This window comes from Saccharobesus litoralis, assembly GCF_003063625.1.
Taxonomy (GTDB): domain Bacteria; phylum Pseudomonadota; class Gammaproteobacteria; order Enterobacterales; family Alteromonadaceae; genus Saccharobesus; species Saccharobesus litoralis.
Window position 1 is genome coordinate 2,655,094 of record NZ_CP026604.1, and the last position, 12,345, is coordinate 2,667,438.

Genomic DNA, 12,345 nt, shown 5'->3' on the forward strand with positions numbered 1-12,345 from the left:
GAAAATGAAAACTTCAATATTCAAACCTATCTACATCTTATTGTTGGTGTTTTGCGCCTTAGTCAGTGCAAAAAGTGTTGCGCTTGAAAAACGTATCGCCTTGGTGATAGGGAATTCGGATTATCAATTTGCACCGCTAAAGAATCCAGTAAATGATGCTGAAACCATGGCCAGTACACTAAGCCAATTGGGGTTTGAAGTTGATAAGTACACGGATCTGAATCGAGAGCAAATGGAGTCGGTGATAGGTAAATTTGGTCAGCGCTTAGTTAATAGTAAGGTCGAAGCTGGCTTGTTTTATTTTGCTGGCCACGGCGTCAGTGTTAAAGGCGTTAACTATTTAATTCCGATTGGCGAAGGATATAGTGACGAGTCCGACGTGGAAAGCAAAGCGGTTGACGTGAGTTTAGTCATGAGCAATTTTACTGGTGGCAAATTATCTAATGCGTTTGTTGTGCTCGACGCCTGTCGCAATAATCCTTTTGGTTCGGGTACCGCGTCATCGCTGCGCCAAGATGGTTTATCACGCATGATGGCACCTTCTGGTACCTTGATAGCCTATGCCACTATCCCTGGTGCAACCGCTAGTGATGGCGCAGGAGACAATGGCTTATATACCTCGCATTTAGTGAATAGCTTACGCGTCCCGGGGTTAAGTGCTGAGCAAGTATTTAAACGCACTCGTGAAAGAGTCGAAAATGAGTCGAATAACAGCCAAAGCCCGCGTGAAGAAAGCAGTTTAAAAGGTGCTGATTTTTATTTTTTACCGCTTGATACCAATGGCAAAATTATGCCTGAAGCTGTGGAGCTAGCCTATTGGAACTCGATTGTTGATAGTCAAAGTGTTGATGATTTTAGCGCCTATTTAGCAAAATACCCCAAAGGGCAATTTGTCGCATTAGCGCAAAATAAAATAGCCCGTGCAGAGCAACAAGAGTTAGACAAGCCCGGCATTATTAGAGCTGCGTCTGGCTATGCAGCATTGAAAAAACGCCAGTTTGATAAAGCCCGCAAAATATTTGAAAAGTTAACCGACAGCGAAAACGAAGCCATGTATGTACGTGGTATTGAAGGTTTAGCGCTTGTGTCTTTTGAGCAGGGTAAAGTCGATGAAGCACAAGAGTTTGCCAATGAAGTGCTCGATTATAATGATAAAAGCAGTGTGGCTTTATTGGTTAAAGCCCGCGTAGCCTTCGCCAAAGGTAAAGCTGACGAAGCCTCTGATTACTTAAATAGTGCAACAGCCAAACAGAGTACGGCTGATTTTTCATGGCAACGCGCGCTGGCGGTTGTCTCGAAAGGCAATGCTAATCGCGAGAAAAACCCTGAAGTAGCGAAAAAAGCCTATCAGCAAGCCATGCAAATAGATAAGTATTCTGTTAGCGCAGTCACTAATTTAGCCACTTTATTACGAGACGAAGGAAAGCAAGAGCAGGCTTTAAATGTACTTAATGCTAACCAACATGTTGCGACCCAAGACCGCATCGCACAATCTTTAGCATTTCAGATCCAACAAGAGCAGAAAGAGCGCAATGATCTGGAGCGCCAAAAGCAAATCGACAACAGTGTTAAAGAACTATTAACGCGCTTTGAACAACAAAAATCGCAGCCGCAAGACACTAGCGACCCTTGGACTAGCCGCCCAGTTGCTATTTCTGTATTGGGATTTCAAGAAAAGTCAGTGCCTTTAACGGGGCGTATCGGCATGGCTGATTTACTTAGCCAAGAAATGCAACGCGAATTAAGGGTTGAGAATGTTAAAGTGGTAGATAGGGCACTGATTGATAAAATTTTAAATGAACTTAAGCTAACTTCATCGGCATTGGCGGATCCGCAAACTCGCTTAAAGTTAGGGCGCTTAACCGCAGCTCGGGTGATCAGTTTTGGTAATATTTACTATATGAATAACAAAACCTTAGTGTCATTTCGATTAATTGATACCGAAACAACCCAGATCATCAAAGCGGTGACTGAGACGATCCAAGGTGAGTTTGACCCAACCCTGATCAGTGCCACCATAGCGCAAAAAACAGCCGAGGCGATGGCCAAAGCGTATCCACGCCAAGGTCGTATTGCTATGGTCGAGGAAGATACTGTGATAATTAACTTAGGCCGCGATCACAATGTATTTGCAGGTGATTTATTTAATGTTTTAGGCGCCCCGCAAGAGGTGAAATTTCAAGGTAAAGTTATAGGCAAAAAAGATCCTGATTACGGCCAATTACGTATTGCCAGCGTGCAAGATAAAATGGCTTTTGCTGTGCCGATTGAGAAAAAAGGCGATTGGTCACAAAACCTAAGAGTAAAAGCGAGCTTTTAAATGCTATTTCGTCAGTTGCTTTGCAAACTAGCCATCTCAGTTTCTGTTAGTCTGAGCTTGCTACTGTTTATTTTACCAACCAAAGCTGAACAACAAGCGCGACTGGCTATTTGGCCGATAGATTCTACCGTTTATGGTCAGGAAATGGATCTCGATACCAAGCAAATGATTGAGCAATTGGTTCCTGATTTATTGACTGCGTCATTGAGCCAACTGCCTATCACCATTGTCGAACGGCAAAAGTTATTAGAGATTTTAAATGAGCAAAAACTCAGTAGTTCGCAACTAGCTGATGAGTCTACCCGCATTCGCTTGGGTAAGTTACTCGGCGCACAATACATGTTATTTGGCACCTATTTAAAAATAGGCCCGCAAGCGCAAATGGAATTGCGTATCGTTAATACTGAAACAACCGAAATAGTCGCTACAGCTTCTGCCGAACAAGGCCACAACGATTTACTCACCACCACTGAAACCATAAGCCAACAACTATCCCTATCCTTTAAAAAATGCTGTTTGGCTAAATAGAATGTTGTTTACAAAATTAATGTCATAGCTTTCGCCAAATTATTTATCGAACGATTTGGCAAGGTTATGACGTTTTTGCCCTCCATGGATGGAGGGTAAGGGAGTAACGCAGGGAGCAGTTACTTTTACCACGATAATATCGACCGATTTTTTCGCCTTACCAAATTCTTATTGCACGATCTCCCAATCCCGATCATAACCCTTCTCAAACTGCATCATATTTTTAACCAAACTGCCGTCAGATATGATGATTTTAGTCATCTGAATATGATTAAAATTTCGCTATGACCAAATGTTGTTTACCTTAGCGGCTTCTAAATAATGCGCGACTTAATATAGTCAATTAACGTTAAGCGATAGATAGTGTAATAAATCGGGTTGGCCGAATAACACCAAGTTGTGCTTTTTGGGTAGCACACAGCTCACTCTGCTACACCAAAGCCTTATACTCAAAATATCAATAGTTTGTAATGATGTGATTTTAGTATCAAAATGATGTCTTTTGGGTTGGGAAAATAACTCAAATGATCTATTGTAAATAGTTAACTAAATTGGGTATATTTAGTGTTATCTTATTATTGCCCCATTCGGAGCAACTGTTTTCAAAAACATACGGATTAAAAAATATGAAGATTAAGGGATTAGCTCTTTTGCTTTTTAACGAGGTAGCTTGCCTAGTTACAAGAGACTTGTGGCAGAAAGCATTGAGTAATAGAAAGCAAATAAAACTCAATAACTGCAACACATTTATTCTAATTTTTTTGAGTATTGCCCTAATTTTTCCCAATGTGTCTTATGCTGAAGCTCCATCTTTGACAATTGAAGAATTTGGTGGAAATGGCTCTGGAAATTACACAGTAAGCTGGCCTACGCCGAATAATTACTGGGAATTGTATGAAAGAAAAAATGGTGGAGATTGGGTTTTTATCCATAGTGTTGTTTACCAAAATAATGTCATAGCTTTTGCCAAATTATTTATCGAACGATTTGGCAAGGTTATGACATTTTTACCACGATAATATCAACCGATTTTTTCGCTTTACCAAATTCTTATCGCACGATCTCCCAACTTCGATCATAACCTTTCTCAAACTGCATTATACTTTTAACCAAACTGCCGTCATATATGATGATTTTGGTCATCTGAATATGATTAAAATTTCGCTATGACCAAACGTAAAACGCCCGAGGTTTTAACTCAGGCGTTGGCTTTATGATGATCTGGCGTATTAGATTTAACTATTCATCATCTTTCAGCTCATATCTCTCCAACTTTAAACGACTGCGATGATGTTGGCGTATTTCTTCACCATAACTTGCGACCAGCATTTCGCGGATATCATCCAAGAATCGTATGATGGACTCGGCGTCTTCCGCACTTAGGTATTGGGTGGTTTGCATGATCTTCATGATGCCACCTGTTGCTTAATTAAGTCTTCATGGCTGCGCCAATGGGGCTGGATAAGCACATTATTAACGTGGCTGATAGTGACAATCTTTTTGGCTTCGCGACAGGCTTCGATAAGGCTGGCATAACACAGGTTACGACATAGGCGTAAGTTACCATTGCTGGAGCGCAATATGACCTCAATAGCGGCACTATCGAAGGTATTAATACCCATCTTGGCCGCTTCTAATTCTTTGATGATATAACACTCAAGGTCATCATCATTCAGCGGTTTGATGGATTGGGAAAAAGTAATGCGCGACTTAATATCGGCATTAACGTTAAGTGATAGATAGTGTAATAAATCGGGTTGGCCGAATAACACCAAGTTGTGCTTTTTGGGGAACTTCTCAAACAACAAGCGCAGTTTGCGTAACACCTCAATATTGAGTAAATGGGCTTCATCAATCAGGATATACAAGGTTTTACGCTGGCGGATATGCTCATAGGCCGCTTTAATTAACTCGGCTTCTAAGTCTTTGGTTGGCACATCTAATTTAAACGATAAGGCCAATTGTTTAAGGATATTGATGTACGTGTGCATGGTTCTGGAAATGGCCACGACCGTGGTATCGCGCTCGTTATGCCAGTGTTCAATATGCTCGCGCAATACACTTTTACCGACACCCGGTTCACCGATAATCACGGAAAACCCACCTTGAGAGGCGTGGATTTTAATGACATCGCTGATGTGTTTCTGTTGTGATAACAAAGCTAAGTTTGAGCGATTAAACGGCTCTTTCGTGATAGCGAAGATACTGGAAATCATACATCACCTCGCAAGTGTCTAATGGCATTGGCGTGTAAGTCTAAGTGTGAGGCTTGCCCCATACGTTGGCCTTGATAATAGACAATAAACTTATCTTGAGCGGAACGATTAAATCTAACCTGTACTGTTTTCCCGCGTAAATCGACTGGGCATTCAAACTGTTGTTTGTTGATGGAAAAAACATTCGTTTTACTGACTTTACGGTCTTGCTCCACAAAGAAGACTTCTTCTGTAAACTCATCATCGGCCATAAATTGAATGCGGTTTAAATCGAGGCTAAACCTATCGAGCGGTGTCATTTGAATACCGGAGTGAAACTGACTGTTGTAACTGACTTCTACCCAATCATGGGACTTATCATTCAGTTCATCAAGGGTGGTAATATCAGGATTATCCACTAAGAACTGGTCACGGAAACGCCGGAAAAAGCGTTCAATTTTACCTTTAGCCGCGCCATCGCGAATAGGGGCATGAGACAGGTGAATATCCAAGCGCACACAAGCTTGTAGAATTTCTTTAGAGGTGTAATTACTGCCATTATCAAAGTATAAGCGTTCGGGCTTGCCGCGCTTAAACAAAGCGGTGCGAAAGGCATCACACATATTGACCGTGTTGTCGGCATAGAAAAACTCAGCATGGGTAATTAACCTTGAAGCATCATCAATGAAAGCGATTAAAAAGGTTTTACGTTTATGGCCATCACTATCGATAACCCTAGGGCCGTACATGGTATCAGCCTGCCACAATTCATTAGCAAACTGCATGGCGAACGATTGACGCAGTTTCTGGCACTGCTCACTATCCAGTAAGCCATGGTTGCGAACCATGCGGTAAAACGAAGTTTGAGACAGCTGCGAACGTTTAAATAACCCCGAGCTTAACAAGCGTCGATACAACGCCATTTTAGGCACAGAGCCATTTTTACTGCGGCCTAAATACGGCAATACCTCATGAATACCCTCGGCCAACTCATTAGGTTGCACCTTACGGTAACTGTTCTTATCTCGGCGGGTTTTATTATCCAAGGTCGTCACACCATTGCGCTTAAATCGATAATGCCAAGTGCTAATGGTGCGCCAAGTAAACTGATACTCCACATTGGTTTGCTTATCAACAAAGGTGCGCGTTGCAACAGACTTAATACGCTCACGAATACTGTTACCAGGCGCATAATCAACTGCGCTTAGCACTTGCAGTCTAATTTCTAATGGGGGCTTGTTAGCTTTCATCTTCATTCAGTGGTTCTCCTTGTGTTTTACCTGAGGGTAGCGAAAACCAAGGTGGGAGCCGACTGACCTCTCATGTGGGGCGAAGAAATCCCTCAACGAAATAACTCAGTGACGAAGATAAAGTGGCAAATTGAATAATGAAAAAGCCGTAATAAACCCTGACATCCCCATCAATAGGTTAGATAAAGGCGGTTTGTGCGGATAATTGAAACGCCAGACAGACGGGTGCTGTTAAACCATTCACAAGTGCACAAAGGGTCGCAAAAACAGGATGAGTACAACGCCAAGAAGAGGTAACAGAAACGGGTGACTTAAGCCTTAATCGATACTGCATGATATTACGTTTTAAAGCGGCAACCCAACGCCAAGCCTGACGGGTACTCACTTGTTCAGTGGCTAGTTGATAAGCTTTAACCACAGCGACATTAGCCAGTAACAACACAATAAACACACTCAATTGCCAAGCGCTGTATTGGCGATTAGGTAAACATTCAGCCAAGACTAACTGAGTGGTACGGCCACAACCGGAATGACCGAAACGATTAGAACAAACAACTCGCTTGCCCATGGTTTTACGCTCATGCATAGACAGCTGTTTGTAAATAAAGCCATGGCTAATTAAATGCCCACCTAAACCACAATGTTGACAGGTCAATGAATAATAACGATGACAAGGCTCAAGATAACGCTCAATATCAGATAAGGATTGAAAGAATGTTTGCATACCAGCATCAAACAAAAAATCTCGACGTGACACAAGAAAAATATTCAGCAGTGTAAATAAAAATCTTAATTCCCAAATTACACGTTATAACAATGAGTTATCCGTTGTTTGCAGTTTGGCTGGTAAGTCAATTATGGAGTGATTGGATTGTGGGAATTAACACATAGTCCCGAAAGTGCTAGTGACATTAGTTTTACAGTTACCAATAAAGAGCAAGGGACTTATGACTATCGTATGGCAAGCCTAGTGTGGGCAACTTACGATTTTGAATATGGACCTATTGAGACCGTGACTTCGGATCCCTCAGCAATTCAAGACTTACCACTAAGTAATGATGTACCATCTCGATTCCGTTTTCCTCTAGATAGTTCTGGTAGCTTGCCTAACTTAGGAGAAGGAGAATTTGTTGGCACTAGTTCAGGCACTGCAGCCGTAACTCAATCAGGGGCTGCTAGATACTCGGTTCCCATTCATTTGCCGTATAAAAAATATGGCATTAACCCTAGTTTAGCGATTACTTATAGCAGTAGGACTTTAAACTGTATTGCTGGTCATGGTTGGACGTTAACAGGATTATCAACAATCACTCGTTGCGACAAATCATTCGCAACAGAAAAAGGGTTAGCAGCAGGATCTAACCCTAGATTAACGGCAGCTGATCGACTTTGCTTGGATGGCAGTAAATTGTTGCTAAGCGGCGCCGGTGGGGCTGCCTCTGATGCAGAATATTGGGCTAGCAATGCCACATACCACATAGAAGGTGACGAATTTACTAGAGTGGTTGCTGATCGTTATGGTAACTACCCGTTTATTGTTAATCGCAGAAATGGCGTTGTTGAACGCTATTCTGGTTTGATTCAAGATGGTGCAAGTCAGGTGTACAAAGTTTGGGGCATTGACTCTGCGTATACAAGTGCTGGTTCAGGCTACAGTGTTGAGTATCTTGTTGATAATGATGGTTCATACAGACCTGATAAAATTAACCTTGGTGTCGGTCGAATTGAATTTGATTACAAAAACAAATTTAGTTATCTGAACAATAATCAAAATGATGGTATTGAGGTCCGCTTTGAAAACGGTCAACGCATAAATAATGAGTCTATTTTAGTCGGAGTGAAGACTTACGCAGCTTCTTCCCTAGCCAGAGAGTACCAACTAACCCATACGCGTAGCCCTCAAACAGGGCGTTATCTTCTGGAATCAATGAAAGAGTGCGACGGCACAAATTGTACACTACCGCTTGTCATGGAGTACAGCAATGGAGGATCAGGTTTTGTAGTCAACGAGGGTCTAAATAGTTGTTTGGCTCAAATGAATACTCCACGCTTTAATAGAACTGAAGGTAACTTGACTCGCCACTCGGTGGATATTCGCCAGATTATCGACTTGAACCAAGACGGTTACGATGATCTTATTTGGACGGAGAACTATGAGGAGTACTGGGTTAATGAATTAGGTACACCCGTTACGAGGTTGAGTGGTCCCGTAACGACTGGTTATTACCGAAATGGCTACTGGATGCAGTATTTTGGAACCAATCCAGGAAGAACAAAAATAAGCTGGACTGACTGGCATATCGCTTGGGGTAAAAGTGATGATTCAGGCTGTGGCTTTACGTTCGATGATGATGATTGGGCGTTGAATATTCCTAACAATTGGCAAAAAAGCTCGTTACCGCTCAAGAGGTCAGATTTTGATACAAGTGGCATTTTTAGTGATGGAAATGATCGTATAGCGTCGTTGAAACCTTTTCGTACCGAAAATGGGTATGCGTTATTAATCCAACGCAAAAAAGTAGACACCAGTAATTATGCTAGAAACAGGCAAGATGATGTTGAGATTTGGTTTCCTGATTACCAAAGTAAATTGCTAAGTGATAGAAAAGTCCATCAGACAAATAAGAAAAGTGAAGCCAGAGAAGTACCAATTGAATACCATAGGGGGGAGATCCACTCTGGCCATCATTTAATTGTAAGTGACATTGATAAAGATGGCTTAGACGATTTCCTACTGCAAGGCAACAACTGGACTCTTGGTGTTGATTTACAGCATGAAAGGTCAGACCTTTATGGTGAACCCCTTCATCAAGGAAATGCTTTTAACAGTCCTCTGTATTCAGAATCTTTTCTAGAGGATATAAATAATGATGGCATTCTGGACGTTTTTGGATTGGAGTTGGTGCGTAACCCCGAAGAAGGACCGAACTACAATACAAATATCATAGATTATACTGGACACATACCTTCTATTGATGGAATTAGATTAGGATTAATAAGTAGATACACAAACGGTTCAGACGGAATTGCTTTGCCAAGAAGCAATGCTCGTTATCACATGATGGATCTTAAAACGCCATATGAAATAGCATATGATTTACCATCTAAAGAACCTGAAGATAAAACGGGATTTCAATACTACAATGCATATAAAAATTTGTCTGCTGGAGGTGGATTACTGCAAACTGCATCAGGGCTTTATTATGTTCTAGGTGACTTCAATGGTGATGGATTACAGGATTATGCTTTTCACCGTATGCCAAATCAAAATGATGATGTTAAATATTTCCCTGACAATATTGGTTCATGCCCAATCGTAATTATCTACTGTAAGGAGGATGAAGGTCGCTGGTATGTAAAGCTTAATAATGGTTATGGATTTGAAGACAGTGTTGATATTGGTATAACCGCTGGTCACTGGACTAACCAACCTGCAGCTGTATTTGATTACAATAATGATGGGTTAAGTGATCTTCTTTATTTGCAAGATATCGGACTAGATGCAGGCGTGTGGCGTGTAGCGTTAGCTGGCTTTATTGATGGTAAACTTGAATTTACACCTACTGTCGATTTGCACCCTAACAGATCCAGTGATTAGCGGCGTAATGGATCCACTTAAAACGGTCATTTTTGCCCTCAGACAAGGTGATTATTTCTCGCTTTTTTCTCCTAGTCCAGTGTGATCATTATTTTCTCGTAATTTGCGGTAACTTTCTCCTTCTAAAACCAGGCGATAGGCGTTGTGTCTAAGTCGATCAAGGGTGGCTGCTCCAAGTAATTTATTGGGGAAAGCTTGTCCCCATTCACTGAAGTCTAAATTACTGGTAATGATCGTTGATTTTTGTTCATATCGTTCGTCTATCAGATCATGAAGATCTTCATCTTGAGGTGACTTCAGCGGCTTTAAACCGAAGTCATCAATGATAAGTAAATCAACTTTTGCTAGTGCTTGAAATCGTTTCTCGTAAGCATTGGTTGCTCTGGCTGCGTGTAAGTTTGAAAGCAATTTAGCTTGCGTGAAGAACAGTGTATCAATGCCTTTTTTCACCGCGCAATGGCCTATCGCTTGGGCTAAATGGCTCTTCCCTGTACCACAAGGCCCTGCGATTAAGACGGCAACATGCTCTTCGATAAACCGGCAGTCGGCCAGTTCATTGATATAAGCTCGATTCAAGTTGGGGTTGGCATTTAGATCGAAGCTTTCCAGTGTTTTGTTCCCCCTAAAGCCTGCTCTGCGCAGCCGAGTCGCGTATTTCTTCTGATCGCGCCGTGCCACTTCATCTTGGATCAATAAAGCAAGGAAATCTGGGTAACTAAGCTGGTGCTCAATGGCTTCTCGATTGCGCATGGCCAACGAGTCCGTCATACCTGATAAACGTAGTTGTTTTAGTAAGGGGGTGAGTTCCGGAATTGGGTTTATCATTGTTTTTTCCTTGTTATTTAATGAGGGAGAAGTTTGTTGGGATCGCGGTGGAAACGGCCACCACCTGTGTATACGTCACTTAAGGTATCGAATGCGTTAGTTTCATTGGGTTGTTGGTCTAACCCTTTTTCAAGGATCTGTTTAACCGCGCTATAGCGCACGTTATCGAAGGTTAAAGCCCGTAAACACGCCGCTTCAACCCGTTTATCTCCATAACGTTTGGTTAACCCCACGACACCTTGGGCTGCCCGCAAGTTATCTAATACTCGACTGGCAAACAGCCTTTGAATAAAGAGGTAGCAAGACTCACCAATACGTTTTGATTGAGTTAAACAATATTGAGGATCGCGCATATTGTAAGCTTGTGCCTCAGGTGGTTGATGTTCTGGTACGGTTGAACGGCCGCCTTGATGAAATAAGCGAGGGTGTGTCGCTTTGAGTTCATGCTCTTGATAGATCCGTATCATATTATCCGTCGCTTTGAGCCATACGGTTTCACGAACTAGCGTGTAGGGAACTGAGTAACGACAATGTTCAAATTGCACGTGGCCATCACCGTGAACTTTAGCTTTAGCCCAGACCGCTTGCTCAGGAGGGATCTCGGGGAGTGGTTTTAATAGTGCTTGCTCGATCTCACTAAAACGTTCAAGAGGCTGACATTTAGTGGTGCCGTGTTTGCGATTACCGGCGACTGACAATAACCAATCCTTAAGCTGAGCGTTCGCATCACTTAAGCCTCGGAAGTCTTTCAAGGGCACAAAGCTATTCTTAATGTACTTCACATTAGATTCTACGCGGCCTTTTTTCTGAGGATCGCGTACAGGACAAGGTGCGATTAAAAAGCCATATCCTTCAGCACATTCACCGTATGCGCGTTGCACTTGTGGATCATGGTAGCAAGCCTTAGTGATGGCACATTTGGGATTATCGATAATGACGCGCTTGGGAACACCTTTAAACCATTCAAACGCCCGTCGATGACAGGCCAGCCAAGTTGCTGTGCTTTGGTCGCGGATAAACTCTGCGTAAATATGTCGGCTCCATGAGAGCGTCATTACAAAGATCCAGCTTTTACGCAACTCTCCGGTACGAGTATCAACGATTAGCGGGCCAGCACCGAAATCCACTTGCGCCGTATCACCAGGCAAAAAATCGATAACGGTTGTCGCTTTTGGTGCTTTCTGTGACAAGGCTTTAAGGTAACGACTGACTGACCAGTAACTTCCCTTGAAGCCATATTTATCCACTAAAGCTTGATGGATTGTTGTGCCTTGGATCCCTTGCTCATACCACCGAGTAACTTGTTCAGCATAAGGCTCTACATAAGACGTGGTGGTTGGGGTTGGTGCTTTCTCGCCCAACAGTTCAGCCAGTTGGTTGTTATCAGGCAAGTCATTGTCAAGGTTAAGCCAGCCTTGTTCCTGCGCTAATTTCTTGATGGCCTTAACTTTATTGCGTCCAGCTAAGCCGCTATCGGCAATAGCTCGATTGGAATCTCCCATTCGCATGCGAACGAGGATCTGTCTGTATTGGTACATTTCAAACCTCCGGTTTGCCATGCCTATCTCCTGACTGAAAAAACAATCAAAGATACGCTAGATTAACGAAAGTCTGAGGGGGAAATTAGGT

10 protein-coding genes are annotated in these 12,345 nt (G+C 42.4%); 4 read left to right on the plus strand and 6 right to left on the minus strand.

The window, feature by feature from the left end; all coding sequences use genetic code 11:
* The first annotated feature begins 4 nt into the window (after positions 1 to 4).
* From C2869_RS09325 to C2869_RS09335, 3 genes are all read left to right on the plus strand, one after another.
* Positions 5 to 2,320: a caspase family protein gene (locus C2869_RS09325; protein ID WP_108602679.1), complete on the plus strand. Its 2,316-nt coding sequence runs from the start codon at positions 5 to 7 to the stop codon at positions 2,318 to 2,320.
* Positions 2,321 to 2,848, plus strand: coding sequence for a CsgG/HfaB family protein (locus C2869_RS09330; protein ID WP_108602680.1), 528 nt, complete (start codon positions 2,321 to 2,323; stop codon positions 2,846 to 2,848). It begins immediately after the preceding gene.
* Positions 2,849 to 3,474: 626 nt separating this feature from the next.
* Positions 3,475 to 3,867 carry a hypothetical protein gene (locus C2869_RS09335; protein ID WP_108602681.1) on the plus strand — a complete coding sequence of 131 codons (393 nt, stop codon included), beginning with the start codon at positions 3,475 to 3,477 and terminating at the stop codon, positions 3,865 to 3,867.
* Positions 3,868 to 4,087: 220 nt separating this feature from the next.
* On the opposite strand, the gene C2869_RS22480 is transcribed toward C2869_RS09335, so the two are convergent.
* The 4 genes from C2869_RS22480 to C2869_RS09350 all read right to left on the minus strand — a co-directional run bounded on the left by C2869_RS22480 (position 4,088) and on the right by C2869_RS09350 (position 7,050).
* Positions 4,088 to 4,258, minus strand: coding sequence for a hypothetical protein (locus C2869_RS22480; protein WP_159084113.1), 171 nt, complete (start codon positions 4,256 to 4,258; stop codon positions 4,088 to 4,090).
* A complete protein-coding gene (locus tag C2869_RS09340; RefSeq protein WP_108602682.1) occupies positions 4,255 to 5,064 on the minus strand; it encodes an ExeA family protein in 810 nt (269 codons plus the stop codon). Before C2869_RS09340 ends, C2869_RS22480 begins: the two co-directional genes overlap by 4 nt.
* The gene (locus tag C2869_RS09345; protein WP_108602683.1) at positions 5,061 to 6,299 is read right to left on the minus strand and encodes a DDE-type integrase/transposase/recombinase; all 1,239 of its coding nucleotides are present in this window, start codon (positions 6,297 to 6,299) and stop codon (positions 5,061 to 5,063) included. Before C2869_RS09345 ends, C2869_RS09340 begins: the two co-directional genes overlap by 4 nt.
* A gap of 172 nt (positions 6,300 to 6,471) precedes the next feature.
* Complete coding sequence (locus tag C2869_RS09350; RefSeq protein WP_108602684.1) at positions 6,472 to 7,050, minus strand: hypothetical protein; 579 nt, start codon at positions 7,048 to 7,050, stop codon at positions 6,472 to 6,474.
* Between the two features lie 114 nt (positions 7,051 to 7,164).
* Between C2869_RS09350 and C2869_RS09355 the strand changes: the two genes are divergently transcribed.
* Positions 7,165 to 9,891: a SpvB/TcaC N-terminal domain-containing protein gene (locus C2869_RS09355; RefSeq protein WP_159084114.1), complete on the plus strand. Its 2,727-nt coding sequence runs from the start codon at positions 7,165 to 7,167 to the stop codon at positions 9,889 to 9,891.
* A 51-nt stretch (positions 9,892 to 9,942) separates the two neighbouring features.
* Here the strand turns inward: C2869_RS09355 and istB are convergent, their stop codons facing one another.
* Positions 9,943 to 10,716, minus strand: a complete 774-nt coding sequence (gene istB, locus C2869_RS09360; RefSeq protein WP_329604269.1) for an IS21-like element helper ATPase IstB — start codon at positions 10,714 to 10,716, stop codon at positions 9,943 to 9,945.
* Positions 10,717 to 10,733: 17 nt separating this feature from the next.
* A complete protein-coding gene (istA, locus tag C2869_RS09365) occupies positions 10,734 to 12,254 on the minus strand; it encodes an IS21 family transposase (protein ID WP_108601201.1) in 1,521 nt (506 codons plus the stop codon).
* Between the last annotated feature and the right edge of the window lie 91 nt (positions 12,255 to 12,345).

Bases quoted from the DNA above. Each gene is read 5' to 3' on its own strand.
- C2869_RS09325 (WP_108602679.1), top strand. From the start codon at position 5: ATGAAAACTTCAATATTCAAACCTATCTACATCTTATTGTTGGTGTTT.
- C2869_RS09330 (WP_108602680.1), top strand. From the start codon at position 2,321: ATGCTATTTCGTCAGTTGCTTTGCAAACTAGCCATCTCAGTTTCTGTT.
- C2869_RS09335 (WP_108602681.1), top strand. From the start codon at position 3,475: ATGAAGATTAAGGGATTAGCTCTTTTGCTTTTTAACGAGGTAGCTTGC.
- C2869_RS22480 (WP_159084113.1), bottom strand. From the start codon at position 4,258: ATGAAGATCATGCAAACCACCCAATACCTAAGTGCGGAAGACGCCGAG.
- C2869_RS09340 (WP_108602682.1), bottom strand. From the start codon at position 5,064: ATGATTTCCAGTATCTTCGCTATCACGAAAGAGCCGTTTAATCGCTCA.
- C2869_RS09345 (WP_108602683.1), bottom strand. From the start codon at position 6,299: ATGAAGATGAAAGCTAACAAGCCCCCATTAGAAATTAGACTGCAAGTG.
- istB (WP_329604269.1), bottom strand. From the start codon at position 10,716: ATGATAAACCCAATTCCGGAACTCACCCCCTTACTAAAACAACTACGT.
- istA (WP_108601201.1), bottom strand. From the start codon at position 12,254: ATGTACCAATACAGACAGATCCTCGTTCGCATGCGAATGGGAGATTCC.